This is a genomic window from Tunturiibacter gelidiferens (assembly GCF_014201335.1).
GTDB classification, from domain to species: Bacteria; Acidobacteriota; Terriglobia; order Terriglobales; family Acidobacteriaceae; genus Edaphobacter; species Edaphobacter lichenicola_E.
On sequence record NZ_JACHEB010000007.1, the window covers coordinates 114,414 to 132,257 of the forward strand.

Below are 17,844 nucleotides of genomic sequence, written 5' to 3' on the forward strand. Positions count from 1 at the left end.
ATGGGAAGTTATCCACCCCCACCCTATCCGCCTCCACCCGGCCCTCCCTACGGAGGAGATTGGAAGTATCAGCGCCGAGTTCTCAAGGAGCAAGCCCGCGCACAGCGCGACATGGCCCGCGCTCAGCGTGACGCCTACCGATACCAAGCTCGCAGTCTCCGGCGTAGCTCTATTCTTGGGCCCCTGCTACTTATCACGATCGGCATCCTCTTTCTGCTCGTGCAGACTGGACGGATCGGAGCTCATAGCCTGTGGGATTGGTACGGGCGCTTTTGGCCGCTCCTGCTGGTCGGTGCCGGAGTCATCATGCTTTTGGAGTGGGCGTACGACCAGTACATGCAGTCGGACTCCAGCCAACCCCGATATCGTCGCCGTCTTGGTGGTGGAGTCTTCACTCTGCTGCTGATCCTGGGGATCACCGGCATCGTGTTCAGCAGCGTACGAAACGGCAACGGTCACAGCTACGTCCTCAACGGCCTGAATCTCAACCAGGACAACATTGACGAATTCCTTGGCGATAAACATGAGAGCGATCAGACGCTTTCTCAGTCCTTCCCTGCCGGTTCCGGCTTTACCGTCGACAATCCTCGCGGCGACATCTCCATCTCCGGTACCAGCGACGACAACCAGATTCACGTCTCCGTTCACAAAGAGGTCTACACTCGCTCTGACTCCGACGCCGACAGCAAAGCCCAACGCCTCAATCCAAGCCTCAGCAGTTCGGGCGACAGTCTAAATCTTTCCATACCGGCAATTGACGGTACCCGCGCTGACCTCACCATCACGCTGCCGGCAACAGCTCCTACCATCGTCACCGCCAACCATGGCGACGTCCATGTCAGCGCGCTCAAGGCACCGCTCCAAGTAACCGCCAATCACGGCAACATCGAACTCACCGCTATCACCGGCCCAGTCATCGCGCACGTCAACAACAGCGACTCTGATCTCTCCGCACACAGCGTTTCGGGGCCTGTCACCATTCAGGGCCGCGGACACGACACCACTCTCTCTGATCTCAGTGGTCCCGTGACCATGAGTGGCGACTTCTTCGGGACCACACACTACGAACGTATCCGTGGGCCCATCAAGTTTCATACCAGCCGCACCGACCTCCAGTTCGCCCGCCTTGACGGCGAGATCGACATCAGCCACGCCGATATCTCTGCCAGTGAAGCTGTCGGCCCCCTGACTCTCACCGCGGGCAATCGCAATGTCACTCTCGATCGCGTCGCGGGCGACGTCACTGTCACCAACCGCAACGGGTCAGTTGATCTCACAAGCGCTCCTCCCCTTGGGAATGTCACTGTGGAGAATCGGAACGGCTCTGTAAATCTGACTCTTCCCGAGCAATCGAACTTCGGCTACCAGCTCGATGCCACTAACGGAAACATCGAAAGCGACTTCTCTCAAATCAAGTCCGACGACGATGATGACAAAAAGAATGTCATAACCGGCACCATTGGCAAAGGCGGTCCACTCCTGCACATCTCCACTAGTCAGGGCGACATCTCTGTGAAGAAGGGGAGCGTGATGCCACTGCCTCCTATGCCTCCTATGCCAAAGATCACCCCTCTTCCCCCAATGCCGAAGATCACCGCTATGCCACCCGATGCGCGTCAGGCAATGGAAGAAGCGAAGCAGGAGGCGCGAGAAGCCACCAGCGAAGGCAAAGAGGCCGCGACGGAAGGTCAACGGGAAGCCAAACAAGCTGCGGACGAAGCTAGACGTGAAGCGAAGCAAGCTGCGGATGAGGCTAGACGAGAGGCTAAGGAAGCTGCCGACGAAGCTAAACGTGAAGCAAAGGACGTAAAACAGCAAAAAGATCCGAACGAATAGGCTCACCCCAATGGATCAGGTTTCCTCTGTCTCCATAAAGAGAAAGCGTGAACTTGCTCTCAGCTGTGCGGCTTACTGTTTTTTGGTGATCATCACTGCGGCCGGCGCGTGGATCCCATAAGTTTCGGCAAAGCTCCTCTGATTGATTCCCAAACTCAACCGCCCGCGCGAGTCAATATAAGCCAACGGCTTTCCGACGGCTACGTCGCTGAAGGTCTTCACAAATGGCAACTGATAGGTCTGTCCATTCACCTGCACCGGCACCGTATCGCCTACCTTGTACCCCAGCTTGGCAAACGTCTCCGCTGGCACATTCAACACCAGATTGCCGAACGGTCCGTCAGTGCCGATCACCTCGCCATGCAACCCCGCTTCATCCACGGTCGCCGTATGAAGATCTAACCTCACAAGACTGGCAACATCAACGGGTGGTCCAGCCGTAGCCCAATCGTCTCCCCGGGCCAAGTGCGCACCAGCCGGGGAAAAGATGTCCCTTCCATGGAAAGTGGACGAGGTCTTTGCTCCGATCATCCACTCCGGATTGGTGATCTCTCTCACTCCATCAATTCCGTCCCGATCCTGCACCAAGGTCAGCAGGCCGTTGTCCGGCAATACAAAGAACTGACCTTTCCTGGATCGCGCGATGATCGCTCGCCGCGTACTCCCTACCGTGGGATCGATCACAACTACAAATACAGCGTCCGTCGAAAAGTAAGGAGCCGAGCCAGCGAGAAATCGAGCTCCTTCTGCAATGTCATACGGAGTCGCCTGGTGTGTGATGTCAATGACCTGGACTCCGGGTGCCACACCATTCATTACCGCTTTGCATATTCCCACAGCATCGTCCTTCACATCGAAGTCCGTCATGAACCCGATTGTGCGGAGTGCGCTTGCCTTCTGTCGGGGCTGTACGCGAGCGGTCGTTGCCTGTGCGAGCGGTCGAGGAACGCCTCCAGTTAGAGAGAAAGCGATGAGCGCTAGGGTAAGCGGATAGCACCCAAATAAGCCAAGAGGTCTCACAGTCGGAATCTCCGCAAAAGATTTGATGTTTGCATCAATCTAATCACAATTAGGGATTTCTGTGCTCTCGAGTAAATGCAGACTTATAAGAAGGAAGCTTTCAGGCAAGTAAAAGCCCCATTCTCGAAAGAATGGGGCTCTGTAATATGCCGGCGATCACCTAATCTCCCACACACTTACGCGTGCAGTACCATCGGCCCAACGAGGCTTAACTTCCGTGTTCGGGATGGGAACGGGTGTGACCCTCGCGGTAAACTCACCGGCAAAGTTTAGAAATCTCGCTCTCGCGATCTTCCACAACTGAATAGATTGGGGATTTAGACGTTTGTTACTTGTTGCGTAGTTTCCAAAAGATATAACTACAAAGCTTGTATTGAATGTCTCCAGAACAGCGGACTTTCACTGCGCAGAGTAAATTCTATGGACAAGCCGAACGGGCGATTAGTACTGGTAAGCTACATGCATTACTGCACTTCAACCTCCAGCCTATCAACCTAGTGGTCTTCTAGGGCCCTTCATTTCCCTTTTGGGTTGGGAGATCTCATCTTAGAGCGTGCTTCCCGCTTATATGCATTCAGCGGTTATCACAACCGAACTTCGCTACCCAGCCGTGCCCTTGGCAGGACAACTGGAACACAAGAGGTTCGTCCATCCCGGTCCTCTCGTACTAAGGACAGCCCTCTTCAAATCTCCTACGCCCACAGCAGATAGAGACCGAACTGTCTCGCGACGTTCTGAACCCAGCTCACGTACCACTTTAATCGGCGAACAGCCGAACCCTTGGAACCTTCTACAGCTCCAGGATGTGATGAGCCGACATCGAGGTGCCAAACCGAAGCGTCGATATGAACTCTTGGCTTCGATCAGCCTGTTATCCCCGGCGTACCTTTTATCCGTTGAGCGATGGCCCTTCCATACAGAACCACCGGATCACTAAGGCCTGCTTTCGCATCTGCTCGACTTGTAGGTCTCGCAGTTAACCACACTTATGCCTTTGCACTCGACGGTCGATTTCCAAACGACCTGAGTGTAGCTTCGCGCGCCTCCGTTACAATTTAGGAGGCGACCGCCCCAGTCAAACTACCCGTCTTACTATGTCCCTCTCCCGGATTACGGGAGCAGGTTAGAATCACAACAACCGCAGGGTGGTATCTCACCGTTGGCTCCACCGAACCCAAAAGTCCGATATCAAAGCCTCCCACCTATCCTGCGCAGCAGTGGCCGTAACTCATAGTAAAAGTATAGTAAAGGTGCACGGGGTCTTTTCGTCTAGCTGCGGGTAACCGGCATCTTCACCGGTACTACAAGTTCGCCGAGCAACTCGTTAAGACAGTCGAACGATCGTTACTCCATTCGTGCAGGTCGGAACTTACCCGACAAGGAATTTCGCTACCTTAGGACCGTTATAGTTACGGCCGCCGTTCACCGGGGCTTCAGTTCAAAGCTTCGAGCTTGCGCCCTAACCTCTCCCTTTAACCTTCCGGCACCGGGCAGGAGTCAGCCCCTATACGTCGTTTTTGACTTTGCAGAGACCTGTGTTTTTGTTAAACAGTCGCCGTTCGCGTTTCACTGCGGCCCCTCTGGGCTTGCACCCTGAAGGGCGACCCTTCTCCCGAAGTTACGGGTCTAATTTGCCGAGTTCCTTAACAAGCTTTCACTCGAGCGCCTTTGGATATTCTCCTCGTCTACCTGTGTCGGTTTGTGGTACGGTTCCCAATCTCTCTCCTTAGAGGTTTTTCTTGGCACCATGAAATCAGCAGCTTTCAGCCATTCGGCTTACTGCTTTACGCCTCACTGTTAAGACTCTCCGGATTTGCCTAGAGAATCCAGCTTACGCGTATCGAACACCATAGCCATATAATGTCCTGCCTATCCTTATGCGTCACCCCATCGTGATAACGAGATATTGGGAGGTCCGGAATATTAACCGGATTTCCATCGCTTACGCCTTTCGGCCTCAGCTTAGGGACCGCCTAACCCTGAGCGGATTAACCTTCCTCAGGAAACCTTAGACTTTCGGCGTGAAGGGTTCTCACCTTCATTATCGCTACTTATGCCGGCAGGGTCTCTTCTGTAATGTCCACGCATCTTCCCAGTTGCGCTTCATCCACGACAGAATGCTCTCCTACCACGCACACCTAATGGTGTGCATCCGCTGCTTCGGTATACAGTTTTAGCCCCGTTGTATTGTCGGCACCGGACCGCTTGACCAGTGAGCTATTACGCTTTCTTTAAAGGATGGCTGCTTCTAAGCCAACCTCCTGGCTGTCTGAGCGTTCCGACTTCCTTTCCCACTTAACTGTAATTTTGGGACCTTAGCAGGCGGTCTGGACTGTTTTCCTCTCGACTGTGAAGCTTAGCCCCCACAGTCTGACTCCCGGGCTGGTTGTGATCGGCATTCGAAGTTTGATTAGATTCAGTAAGCCGGAAAGCCCCCTAGTCTATCCATGTCTCTACCACCGATCCAAATCACCCGAGGCTAGCCCTAAAGCTATTTCGGAGAGAACGAGCTATAACGGAATTTGATTAGCCTTTCACCCCTACCCTCAGCTCATCCGAGCTTTTTTCAACAAACACCGGTTCGGTCCTCCAGTGAGTGTTACCTCACCTTCAACCTGGCCAAGGGTAGATCATCCCGCTTCGCGTCTATTCCTGCCAACTTATCGCCCTATTCAGACTCGCTTTCGCTGCGGCTCGCTCACGCTTAACCTTGCTGACAAGAATAACTAGCCGGCTCATTATGCAATAGGCACGCGGTCAGACATTCCCTTACGGGCATAGTCCTCCCACTGCTTGTAGGCACACGGTTTCAGGTACTTTTCACTCCCCTCAATGGGGTGCTTTTCGCCTTTCCCTCACGGTACTGGTTCACTATCGGTCAGAAACGAGTATTTAGCCTTACGGGATGGTCCCCGTGGATTCAAGCAGGGTTTCTCGTGCCCCGCCTTACTCAGGTACCTGCTTCGAGTCTGGATCGCTTTCGTCTACGGGTCTGTCACCCTCTTTGGATCTCCTTTCCAGAAGATTCGACTAGCAACCAGATTGGTAACTCTACTTTTGCAGGCCCTACAACCCCCGAACTACCGAAATAGTACGGGTTTGGGCTGTTCCGATTTCGCTCGCCACTACTATCGGAATCGAGGTTTCTTTCTCCTCCTGGAGGTACTGAGATGGTTCACTTCCCTCCGTTCGCCTGTTCCAACCTATGAATTCAGTTGGACATACCCAGGTTTTACCTGGGTGGGTTTCCCCATTCGGAAATCTCCGGATCAACGCGTGTGTGCCGCTCCCCGAAGCTTATCGCAGCTTGCCGCGTCCTTCATCGCCTGTTTCTGCCAAGGCATCCACCGTGCGCCCTTAGTAGCTTGACCATAGAATTTACTCGCACGCAGCAGAGTGACAACCTCTGCAACATAGAGCTATCTACGTTTGATATAGTCCACGCCTGTGTCGTACAACCGTCATCTCAACTTACGAGAATCAGGTCGGTAACACGAAAATTATTCTAAAGACACTCAATACTGACGACAGCGTCGCAATCAGAGACAACCTGAAAGCTAGCTACTCAGCCTTGTAGTTATATTTACCCAATCTATTCAGTTGTCAAAAATCATGGAGCGATTCGCATTGCTGCGTCATCACTTCGCGCCCTCAGGCGGCTTGAGCATTCCTGCTCAAGGTTCAACCTCCGCAGTGCAGAGACTCAACCTCAAGCAGACATCGCTTGTCTTACATATCCATATCGAACATGCCAATCGAGAAGTCATGGTGGAGCTGAACGGGATCGAACCGTTGACCCCCTGCTTGCAAAGCAGGTGCTCTCCCAACTGAGCTACAGCCCCTTGATGATCAGATTACCTGACCGTCGGGATAAAGGTGGTGGGCCTGGGTAGATTCGAACTACCGACCTCACCCTTATCAGGGGTGCGCTCTAACCAACTGAGCTACAGGCCCGACTCTACAGCACCAGACTTCCAGCTTATCAGCAAAGGAGGCCTGATGCGCAGGCTGCTCTGTTGTTGACTCCGAAGAATCAAGAATCGAGCTCTCTCGAAAGGTTTCGAGGACACAGTTGAACGTGCATAGCAGCTACGCCGCTATTGACCATCGGTGTTGACAGATAGCGAAAAAGAGAAGGTTTAGTTCAGGCTCATCTGCAGTCACCGAAGTGCATGCAGATGGTACTTGGCAACATCACTATCAAGCTCAACCTGATCGCAAAACCAGGCTGCCTGCAATCGCAGGGCGCTGAAGTGTGCCAAGACGTTCTCTCTTAGAAAGGAGGTGATCCAGCCGCAGGTTCTCCTACGGCTACCTTGTTACGACTTCACCCCAATCATGAATTACACCTTGGGCGGCTGCTCCCTTGCGGTTAGCGCACCGACTTCTAGTGCAACCCACTTTCGTGATGTGACGGGCGGTGTGTACAAGGCCCGGGAACGTATTCACCGTGGCATGCTGATCCACGATTACTAGCGATTCCAGCTTCATGGAGTCGAGTTGCAGACTCCAATCCGAACTGAGGCCGGCTTTTTCCGATTAGCTCCCCCTCGCGGGTTTGCAGCGGTTTGTACCGGCCATTGTAGCACGTGTGTAGCCCTGGACATAAAGGCCATGAGGACTTGACGTCATCCCCACCTTCCTCCCCGTTATCCGAGGCGGTTTCGTCAGAGTGCTCAACTAAATGGTAGCAACTGAAGATAAGGGTTGCGCTCGTTGCGGGACTTAACCCAACATCTCACGACACGAGCTGACGACAGCCATGCAGCACCTATATAGCGGTCTATTGCTAGACGCCGACGTTTCTGCCGGATTCCACTACATTTCGAGCCCAGGTAAGGTTCTTCGCGTTGCGTCGAATTAAACCACATGCTCCACCGCTTGTGCGGGCCCCCGTCAATTCCTTTGAGTTTCAGCCTTGCGACCGTACTCCCCAGGCGGATTGCTTATCGCGTTAGCTTCGGCACGGCAGGATTGGGTACCTGCCACACCAAGCAATCATCGTTTAGGGCTAGGACTACCAGGGTATCTAATCCTGTTTGCTCCCCTAGCTTTCGTGCATCAGCGTCAGTTATGGTCCAGTGAGCCGCTTTCGCCACAGGTGTTCCTTCCGATATCTACGCATTTCACCGCTACACCGGAAATTCCACTCACCTCTCCCATACTCAAGCCCGACAGTTTCTAATGCAGACTATGGGTTGAGCCCATAGATTTCACATCAGACTTATCAAACCGCCTACGCACCCTTTACGCCCAATAAATCCGAACAACGCTTGCCCCCCTCGTATTACCGCGGCTGCTGGCACGAAGTTAGCCGGGGCTTCTTCTATGGGTACCGTCATAATCTTCCCCATCGAAAGGAGTTTACATACCAAGATATTTCATCCTCCACGCGGCGTTGCTGCGTCAGGGTTTCCCCCATTGCGCAAAATTCCCCACTGCTGCCTCCCGTAGGAGTCTGGACCGTGTTTCAGTTCCAGTGTGTCCGTGCGCCCTCTCAGGCCGGATACCGATCATCGCCTTGGTGGGCCATTACCCCGCCAACTAGCTAATCGGCCGCGACCTCCTCCCCAAGCGCATTGCTGCTTTGACTCGTAAGTGTTATGCGGTATTAGCTAAGATTTCTCTCAGTTATTCCCCACTCGAGGGTAGATTAGTCACGTGTTACTCACCCGTGCGCCACTTTACTCAGGGCCGAAGCCCCTTTCTCGTGCGACTTGCATGTGTTAGGCACGCCGCCAGCGTTGATTCTGAGCCAGGATCAAACTCTCGTTTAATCTTGGTTTGCTTGCCGCACATCGACAGGGGTCGGTGCGGATCAAGCGCCCCCGGTGCTCGAAAACACCCGGAGGTTTATAACTAGTGAGAATGACTAAACCAAATTTCGTATCATCTCACGACTGGCACGTTCAACTATGTTGTCAAAGATCCGAACTGCATCCACCTAAGCGGGCAGCTTTGGATCAAGGACTGAATCGGCATAAGCCATATTCGTGTCCTCGAACTTGATGCGCTGTTGTCGTCTGTATTTGCCACTTACTTTTAGCTCTCTCTTTTGGTCTTGCTTCGACTCTACGAGGAGCGCTTCAGTAGCGTGTGACGTTTTAGCGAACTTTTCGAGATTATCAATTCTTACCTCGCTTGTCAACTCTTATTTTCGTTTTCTTCAGGCTTGATTCCGGCCTGCCGACTCCGAAGAGGTTGACAATCATTCGCTCAGCACAAAATGTCAAAACATCGTGACGCCCGAAAACGAGCGCGGAGCACTTAGCTCCTAGTATTTCTCAAATCAACTGCAGTGGCTTGGGTTTGGATTGCCGGTAGGCCCTGAGGCTCTAAACCGATATCAAACGCTTGGACTGCGCTCCGTCATACCTTGTTACTTGCTCTCGTCTTGCCAGAGCCAAGGTGCGAAGCAGTGTTGCTTTACTTCTCACCTAGAGTATCGTGCTTTTTGTTTCCGTGCAAGCTTGTTGCTTTCCACTTCGTTTCAGGCCGTATGCCTCTCTGCGACTTCCTGAGATTATCAGCGACAGAGCCTCCGTGCAAGCTCAAGGCTGTGAATAATCGCGGTTTCCTGTCGAAAAGTCGATTTCGGCCAACAATGACGGGGTGATTAAAGTTCCGACTATTTTGACTTTGTTTGAATAGTGGCCTGGGTGGCGGTTTTGACTGCTGACAATTCAATGCGCCGGTCTAGAATCGTTCCACTATGGAAGCTAACGAAGTTTCAGAGTTTGCCAATCAGATGCGGGAGTCCGGTGGAGAAGAGTCGCTGAAGAGTATTTCGCTCGGAATCTCGATACTTGCCGTACTGGTCGCCATGGTCACTGTGCTTGGACATCGCACTCACACTGAGGCTGTGTTGATGCAGTCGCGTGCGGGCGATCAGTGGAACGAGTACCAGGCGAAGAAGATTCGCATGGATAATCTTTCGGTGACGCTGGACCTTCTTGCGATAGAGCCCACCGCGAACTCATCTCTGCTTGAGACAAAGCGGAAGGAGTACGAGGCTCACGTTGAGAAGTGGAAGGACGATCTTGCGGAGGAGCAGGCGAAGGCTCGTGAGTTCGAGGCCGAAGTGACCAAGGCTGAGGCCAAGGCTTCTCGCTACGATCTAGGCGAGGCCCTGTTGCAGATTTCGGTGGTGCTTTGCTCGATTACGCTCTTCACGCGAAGGCAACACTACTTCCTGCTTGGGCTTGCGCTTGGCGCGGCCGGGGTCGTCGTGGCCTGTTCGGGGCTACTGGTTCACTAACTTCTTCGATCGCGCGATCGGCGACCCCAGCATCATAAGTTATTTATATTCATGATCCTACGCCGTCATTTTTGTTTCCAGCGTGCAGTCGCAGCCGTTACTTCTCCAGCGTTCGCGGGAGCGAAAACGGCCAATCGAGCATGGTCGCTCAGCTTGGATGGGTGTTGAGGAGGTTCGCGAGCGTGTAGGCGACGGCGGCTGCAGCTCCCCCGATGAGCACGGTTTGGAGAGCGCTGCGTAGCCAACCGGTTCCGACCAGTTTGCCCTTGAGTGCGCCGAAGATGGCGAGCGCAAGCAGCGTAATCATGACGGAAAGTTTGAGAGCGGTGAGGTTGTCTGCTACGAGCATGTAAGGCAGCAGAGGGATGAGGCCGCCGGCAATGTAGGAGATCGCGATGGTGAGGGCGGAGCGATGAGCGCGGTTTGCAGCGGGCTTTTCGAGGCCGAGTTCAAAGCGCATCATGAAGTCGACCCATGCGGTGGGGTTTTGTTTGAGTGCTGCGAGTACGGGCTCTGCACTGGCGCGGCTCACCGAATACTGTTCGAAGATCTCGTAGATCTCTTCTTCTTCATCACGTGTGCGTTCGACGATCTCGCGCTCTTCACGTTGGCGCTCGGAGACGTAGTGTTCGGCATCGCCACGTGCGGCGAGATAGCCGCCGAGGCCCATAGCGATGGAGCCAGCGGCGATCTCTGCAAGACCGGCGAGGACGACGATGTGGGAGGACGCGACGGCACCGGAGAGACCTGCGGCTAGTGCAAAGGGAACGGTGAGTCCGTCGGAGAGCCCGATGACGATATCGCGAACCACCTCAGAGGATTCGAAGTGGCCTTCGATGTGGGGGCCGTGGGTGTGGGGCGCGTGGGCTACCTCATGCATTCCGGTAGTTTAGTGCAGGGTTCGCGAAGGAAGGCAAGCGCTGCACGTTGGGGCTGGGTTTGTCGGAGGTTTTTGCGGACGCCGGAGAGTCTTTCGTGGTGATAGACCGTCTGTATGAGCACGAGACTTCGGGTAAAAAGTAAGGCGGATGGTGCGGGATGAAGCAGCAGTGGATGCGGCGTTCTGGAGCAAAGTTGCTGGTGATTGTGATGGCAGCGCTGCCTTTGCCGATGCGAGCTCAGCAGAGCGATGACGAACGCGAGGGACCGGCCTTTGCGGGCGGGCAGATGGTGCGCGGCACAGTGACGGCCGCAGCTGCTGATCATTTGACGGTGAAGACGGAGGCGGGCGAGGTGTACCAGGTGGTCGTCTCCGCTAACACGCGGGTAAACAAAGACAGGCAGCCGGCGAAGATGGTCGATATCAAGGCAGGTGATGGCGTGGGCGCGATGGGAGTTCTCGACCCTGCGACCAAGACAGTGCATGCAGTCTTTATCGGCGTGATGGACGCGGAGCAGGTGAAGAAGGCGCGCGAAGGGATGGGCAAGGTCTTCATCACGGGGCGCGTGACTGCGATCGATATGGATGCGCTGAAGATCACGGTGTTGCGGCCAGATGGCGTGAGCCAAGTGATCGGGGTGGATGAGCAGACGTCGTTCAAACGCGGCGGCCGTGGCATGTCGATGCTTGCGAGTGGTGCGGGCGTGACTGAGTTGGGGTCGGGTAGTGGAAGAGGGAGCGGGAGCGGTAGCGGAGGAACGGTTTCAGGGAATGCAGCAGGAAGTGGGAACAGCTCTGGTGGAGAGAGTATTACGCTTGCGGATGTGAAGGTTGGAGACGCTGTGGCTGGACGTGGAGCGTTGAAGAATGGAACATTCGTGCCAACGGAGTTAGGTGTGTCGGATCCTGCGGCACGGCGACGAAGGCGAGAGCTTGAGGGCGGCACATCTGCAGCGGCTCCGAGTGGGGCGGCTGTTCCGGCGAAGACTGGTACGGCGCCTCAATAGATGGGAATCGTGTGTTTGGGGTCGATGAAGCGAGGCGAGGTAAAGGTGCAGGGACTGATTCAAGGTATGGTAGTGGGCCTGGTGCTAACGGGTAGCGTGTGGGGACAAGCTGTGCCGCCGGTTCTACCACCGGCACCGGCTGACGCGCAGAGCACGTCTGGAACACCTGCTACGACTGTTACGACACCTGCGCCAGCCGCTACAACGTCTGGGGCGGGCGAGGCGAGCGGTGGGACGATTTCGGGGACGGTCAAGGCGGGAGCGGTGCCATTGCCTGGAGTCGCGGTGACTGCGAGCAATACGCTGACCGGCAAGAAGTATGCGACGACGACCGATGTGAACGGCACGTTTGCGATGACGGTTCCGCGCAATGGCCGCTATGTGGTGAAGGCGGAGTTGGCGGCATTTGCGGCCGATACAAAAGAGGTTTTGATTAACGCGGCTGGACAGAACGGCGGAAAACCGACGCAAGTGGCGGAGTTTGGGTTGCAACTGGCCTCACGGGTGCAGCAGCAGGAGGAGCGTCAGGCCGCGGCGACGAGCGCTGGAGTTGCGCGTGGGCTGCAGGCGCTGAGTGTGACCGGAGATACGTCGGGGTCGGCGGATGCGACGGCAAGTGGAGGAGGGGCTGCGGGGGCGCAGGTGCCGACGCTGTCGGGGCTTGGTGGGAGCGAGGCGGCGGCGAGTGATTCGGTGACAGTGAATGGCGCGGTGGGGCAGACGAACGGACTTGCGGGATTCAGCGAAGATGACGTTCGGGAGCGCATCCGGGATGCGATCGCACAGGCGCAGCGACAGGGTGGGGCGGTTGGCGATATTGCTAATTCGGTGGCGGGGATGCTGGGTGGTATGGCTGGGGGCGGAGGATTTGGCGGTGGCGGTGGTGGACGAGGGTTTGGTGGCGGCGGAGGTGGGGGCGGTGGACGTGGCGGCGGTGGTGGAGGCGGTGGGTTTCGAGGGTTTAATCCTACGCAGCCGCATGGAGCGATCTTCTACCAGGGTGGAAACGGCGCACTCGATGCTACTAACTTTTCATTGACAGGCGCTCCGGTGGTGAAGCCGGACTACAGTACGAACAGGTTTGGAGTGAGCTTTACGGGGTCTCCGTTTATACCCGGTTTGGTGAAGGCAAGTACGAAGCAGTTCATCTTCCTAAACGTGACGGGACAGCGGAATACGACTCCTACGAACCTATACGGCACGGTGCCCACGCTGGCGGAACGGGATGGAGATTTCTCGGGGCTTACAAACACAGTCGGCGGCGTGACAACTCCGGTGACGCTGTATAACCCTGCGACGGGGCAGCCGTTTGTGAATAATCAGGTGCCCGTATCTTCGCAGGCTGCGGCCCTGCTGAACTATTATCCTGCTCCAAATATCCCAACAACGGGGCGACAGGGGTACAACTACCAGACAATTACGACTGCGGGGAACAACGCCACTACCGCAGCGCTGCGGTATGTGCGGAACTTTGGACAGAGCAACAGTTTCGGCGGCGGGCGCAGGCAGCAGCAGGGGAACGGACCGGCAACGCTGCGACAGAATATCAACTTCAATGGGAGCTACTCGCACTCGGCTGCGGATAATCGGAATATCTTTTTGCCGCTGGGTGGTACGACCGAAACGGACGGGTATGGCGTCACGGCGGGCTACACGATTGGATATGGCAAGCTGACCAACAATGCTTCGATTAACTGGAATCGCTCGCACGCGACGGCGCGTAATTACTTTACGAACGGAATCAATCCGCTGAATGGGACGGGCATCACTGTTCCGAAGCCGGTGATTGGAGGGGAGCCGGGGATCTATAACGGGTTGCCGAGTGTGGGGATCTCGAACTATACGGGGTTGACGCAGGCGTTGCCGAGCGATGTTCTGAATCAGACGATCTCATTCTCGGACTTTGTGAGTTACAGATACAAGAAACACAATATGCGCTACGGGCTTGATATTCGGCGGGTGCATGCGGATTCGGTGGGCGGAACAAATGTGGTGGGGTCGTTTACGTTTACCGGGTACGCGACGCAGAATCCGGCGAGCAGTTGTACGCCTTCGACGACGGTGACTTGTCCGGTGTTGTCGCCGAGTGGGTATGGGCTGGCGGATTTTCTGCTGGGGCTGCCCCAGCAGTCGACGATTCAAGCGGCGACGGAGAAGACGTATCTGCGCGCGAATGTTTTTGATTGGTATGCGCAGGATGACTGGCGCGTGCTCGCGAATCTGACGCTGAACTATGGGTTGCGGTATGAGTATTTTTCGCCTTACGTGGAGAAGGATAATCGGTTGGTGAACCTGGATCACAATTCAGATTTTTCCGTGGTGATACCGGTGTGTCCGGTGGCGGTTGCGGGGGCGTGCGGCACCGGGGCGGTGAGGTCGCTGGTCAATCCGGATAGGAATATGTACTCGCCGCGAGTGGGGTTTGCGTATCGGCCGAAGCTGAAGGTCTTCAAAGATACGGTGGTACGCGGGGGCTATGGGATTAACTTCAACACGGGGCAGTATGCGACGCTGGCGAGGAATCTGTCGTCGCAGGTGCCGTTCGCGCTGACGCAGACGAACGTGGTGGGGCAGACGGGATGCTCGCCGACGACGCTGACGCTGGCGAATGGATTTGACTGTTCGACGACGCCGGTGCAGAACAACTATGCGGCGAATTTGGACTACAGGCTGGGGCATGTGCAGGTTTGGAACCTGGATATTCAGCGGACGTTTCCGTTGGGGATCGTGGCGAATATTGGGTACAACGGGGCGAAGGGTGGAGAGCTGGATATTGTGAGGGCGCCGAATCGAACGGCGTCGGGAGTATTGAATCCGGGGGCGCAGCCTTTCAACTATGAGGATTCGCAGGGGTTTTCGCGGTTTGAACAACTTAGCGTGAATGTACGGAAGAGGCTGCAAAAGGGCGTTTCGCTGCAGGCGACGTATCACTATGGGCACTCGATTGATAATGCTTCGTCGATTGGCGGGACGACAGTGGTGCCTGCGCAGAATGATATGGATCTGAATGCGGAGGAGGGCAACAGCTCGTTCGATGTGCGACAGCAGGTGACTGGAAACTGGGTGCTGGAGCTGCCGTTTGGCCCGAACCGGGCCTTCTTGACGAAGGGGGGATTCTGGTCGAAGGCACTGGATGGATTTTCTCTCTCGGGGGATTTTACGTTTGCTTCGGGAACTTACTTTACCCCGCACTATGTTTCGACGGTAGCGGAGACGGCTACGGGGACCAACAATACGCTGCGGCCGGACAGAGTGTCTTCGCAGCCGATTTCGGGCCAGGGGACCATTCTAGACTGGTTCAATACGGCGGCGTTTGCCGCCCCCCCGCCGAATCAATACGGTACGGCGTCGCGTGGGTCCATCGAGGGACCGGGGATCGCTGTGGCGGACGCTTCCCTGTCGCGGACAGTGGCGCTGGGGGAGACGCGGTCATTTGAGATGAGGGTGACGGCGACAAATGTCTTCAACACGGTTCAGTATTCGGGAATCGATTCGACGTTGAACTCGCAGACTTTTGGGCAGGTGACCTCGGCGGCGTCGATGCGGCGGCTGACGGTGCTGGCGCGGTACCGGTTTTGAGGAGCGGGGCGATGACTTTGCTGCGGGCTAGGAGCTTGCGACGGGCGGTGAACTTGAATTGGCGTCGAGTTATGGCTGCGATGCTGGTGGGTGTGATTGCGGGGATGCCTACGGGCGACGGCTGGACGCAGCAGCCGGACCAATCGGGAGGATTCACGCTGAAGGTGCAGAGCGACATTGTGCTGACCAACGTCGTGGTGCGGGACAAGAAAACGGGCGAGGTGGTGAAAGGCCTGAAGGCGAGCGATTTTACGGTTTTGGAGAATGGGAAGCCGCAGAAAATTGAGAGCTTCGACTATCAGAATGTCGATGAGGCCGCGGTATTGCGGGAGAAGTCGACCGTGATTGGGAAGTCTACGATTGCGGATCTGGTGAATGGGGAGTTTGCGGCGAATCCGGCTACGCTGCGGGATCACCGGTTGATCGTGATGTTCTTCGACCTGAGCAGCATGCAGCCTGAGGATATCGACCGGGCCGTAGAGTCTGCGCAGGACTATGTGAATAAGAAGATGCAGCCGGCAGACCTGGTGGCACTGGTGAGCATGTCTAGCGGGCTGACCATGGATCAGGACTTCACCTCGGATAAGAAGGCGCTATTGCGAGGACTCGGCAAGTACAACGGAACGGAAGGAACCGGGTTTGCGAATGGAAATGAAGGGGGAAACTCGGGCGGGACGGCGGACGATGCTTCGAGCTTTACCTCGGACGACAGCGAGTACAACGCGCTGAACACGGATCGCGAGCTCTATGCAATACGGACGATTGCGAAGAGTCTCGAGAGGGTGGATCAGCGGAAGAGTCTGTTGTACTTCAGCGGCGGGTTGACGCGACAGGGGATTGAGAACCAGGCGAGTATGCGGGCGGCGACGAATGAAGCGGTGAAGGCCAACATGGCAATCTATAGCGTCGACTCGCGGGGGCTGGAAGCGCTGCCGCCGGTGGGCAACGCGTCGACTGGAAGTCTACGTGGAACAGCGGCTTACAGCGGGGGCGCAATGCAGAGTCAGCTGGATGCGAACTTCGGTTCGCAGGAGACTTTGGCAACGCTCTCCTCAGACACTGGCGGTAAGGCTTTCTTCGATTCGAATGATTTTGCTCCGGCATTTCAGCAGGTACAGCATGACACGGAGGCTTATTACATCGTTGGGTTCCGCTCGACCAATACGGCGCGGGATGGAAGTTTTCGTCATTTGACGCTCAAGCTGAATCGCACCGATTTGAGGGACGTGAAGCTGGAATACCGGCCCGGATACTACGCTCCGGCAGACTTCCAACACCAGAAGACAGAAGATCGTGAACAGGCTTTGGTTGAGCAGTTGCGGAGCGACCTTCCGGCGACCGATGTTGCAGTCTATTTGCAGGCGTTGTACTTCAGGATGGGAGATAACAAGTTCTTCGTTCCAGTGTCGCTGATTGTGCCGGGTTCCCATATTCATATCGTGAAGAATGGCGACCGGGACAAGGCAAATATCGACATCATTGGGCAGGTGAAGAACGCTGAAGGGATCATCGTTGGCAATGTTCGGGATACGGTGAAGCTGGCGCTCGATGCGGCCCAGCAGGTTCAGCAGAAGAAGATCCAGTATTCGACGGGATTTACGCTGGCTCCCGGGAGATACCATCTGAAGTTTGTGGTGCGGGAGAACCAGACAGGGGCGATGGGCAGCTTCGAGACTGATTTGCAGGTGCCGGATCTGAAGAAGAGTCCGCTCAAGCTGAGTTCGATTGTGCTGTCGAGCCAGCGGGTACCGAATACCGCGAAGAAGGCTGCTAGCCCGCTGGTGCGGGATGGGGTGGAGTGGATTCCGAATGTGCCGCATGTGTTTCGGCAGGATCAGCATCTCTACTTCCTGTACGAGGTCTACGACCCGGCGAGGGAAAAGGGGGTGGCCGAACCGGCCAGTTCGCCCGGTCTAACGCGGCGTGAGGGCGGACCAGTGAGGGTTCTGACCAGTATTGAGTTCCTGACGGGCGGCGTGAAAGTGTATGAAACACCGTTAGTTGAGGCTAGGGTGGTCAACATTCCGGAGCGTGGGGCGGTGGCATTTCAGTTCGACGTGCCGCTGACGCAGCTGAAGCCGGGAACCTATGTCTGTCAGGTGAACGTGATCGACGACGCTGGTGGGAGCTTCAGCTTTCCGAGGATGGCGATGAATGTTTGGGCCGGGGCGACGCCGGTTGTAGCTCCCGCTGCGGCCGCCGCGGGGGCGGCACCCTCTGGTGGTCCTACAAAACCATAGCAAGGTGGCTATTGACAGGGGTTA

Annotated in this window: 7 protein-coding genes, 2 tRNA genes and 3 rRNA genes; 5 read left to right on the forward strand and 7 right to left on the reverse strand. The window is 55.8% G+C overall.

Annotated elements, in window-relative coordinates; all coding sequences use genetic code 11:
- Entirely contained in the window at positions 1-1,836 is a 1,836-nt protein-coding gene (locus HDF14_RS15345; RefSeq protein WP_183978270.1) for a DUF4097 family beta strand repeat-containing protein, read from the forward strand.
- A gap of 72 nt (positions 1,837-1,908) precedes the next feature.
- Here HDF14_RS15345 and HDF14_RS15350 read toward each other — a convergent pair whose 3' ends face one another.
- The 6 genes from HDF14_RS15350 to HDF14_RS15375 form a co-directional block, all read right to left on the reverse strand.
- On the reverse strand, positions 1,909-2,856 hold the full coding sequence (locus HDF14_RS15350; protein ID WP_313899596.1) for an SAM hydrolase/SAM-dependent halogenase family protein: 948 nt from the start codon (positions 2,854-2,856) through the stop codon (positions 1,909-1,911).
- Between the two features lie 147 nt (positions 2,857-3,003).
- A 5S ribosomal RNA gene (rrf, locus tag HDF14_RS15355) occupies positions 3,004-3,120 on the reverse strand.
- Positions 3,121-3,276: 156 nt separating this feature from the next.
- Positions 3,277-6,227 (reverse strand): 23S ribosomal RNA (locus HDF14_RS15360).
- A gap of 395 nt (positions 6,228-6,622) precedes the next feature.
- Positions 6,623-6,698 (reverse strand) — tRNA-Ala (locus HDF14_RS15365).
- Between the two features lie 35 nt (positions 6,699-6,733).
- A tRNA-Ile gene (locus tag HDF14_RS15370) sits at positions 6,734-6,810 on the reverse strand.
- A 323-nt stretch (positions 6,811-7,133) separates the two neighbouring features.
- Positions 7,134-8,633: ribosomal RNA gene (locus HDF14_RS15375) — 16S ribosomal RNA — on the reverse strand.
- The 16S, 23S and 5S rRNA genes sit together here with 2 tRNA genes alongside, the layout of an rRNA operon.
- A 935-nt stretch (positions 8,634-9,568) precedes the next feature.
- Between HDF14_RS15375 and HDF14_RS15380 the strand changes: the two genes are divergently transcribed.
- Positions 9,569-10,114, forward strand: a complete 546-nt coding sequence (locus HDF14_RS15380; RefSeq protein ID WP_183978272.1) for a DUF4337 domain-containing protein — start codon at positions 9,569-9,571, stop codon at positions 10,112-10,114.
- A 148-nt stretch (positions 10,115-10,262) separates the two neighbouring features.
- Here HDF14_RS15380 and HDF14_RS15385 read toward each other — a convergent pair whose 3' ends face one another.
- A complete protein-coding gene (locus HDF14_RS15385) occupies positions 10,263-10,994 on the reverse strand; it encodes a VIT1/CCC1 transporter family protein (RefSeq protein ID WP_183978274.1) in 732 nt (243 codons plus the stop codon).
- A gap of 158 nt (positions 10,995-11,152) precedes the next feature.
- Between HDF14_RS15385 and HDF14_RS15390 the strand changes: the two genes are divergently transcribed.
- Genes HDF14_RS15390 through HDF14_RS15400 form a run of 3 tightly spaced genes read left to right on the forward strand, consistent with a single transcriptional unit; the run spans position 11,153 to position 17,820 of the window.
- On the forward strand, positions 11,153-12,001 hold the full coding sequence (locus HDF14_RS15390; protein ID WP_183978275.1) for a hypothetical protein: 849 nt from the start codon (positions 11,153-11,155) through the stop codon (positions 11,999-12,001).
- Entirely contained in the window at positions 12,002-15,580 is a 3,579-nt protein-coding gene (locus HDF14_RS27215) for a TonB-dependent receptor (protein WP_313899597.1), read from the forward strand.
- A gap of 47 nt (positions 15,581-15,627) precedes the next feature.
- Positions 15,628-17,820 carry a VWA domain-containing protein gene (locus HDF14_RS15400; protein WP_406707227.1) on the forward strand — a complete coding sequence of 731 codons (2,193 nt, stop codon included), beginning with the start codon at positions 15,628-15,630 and terminating at the stop codon, positions 17,818-17,820.
- Positions 17,821-17,844: the final 24 nt, after the last annotated feature.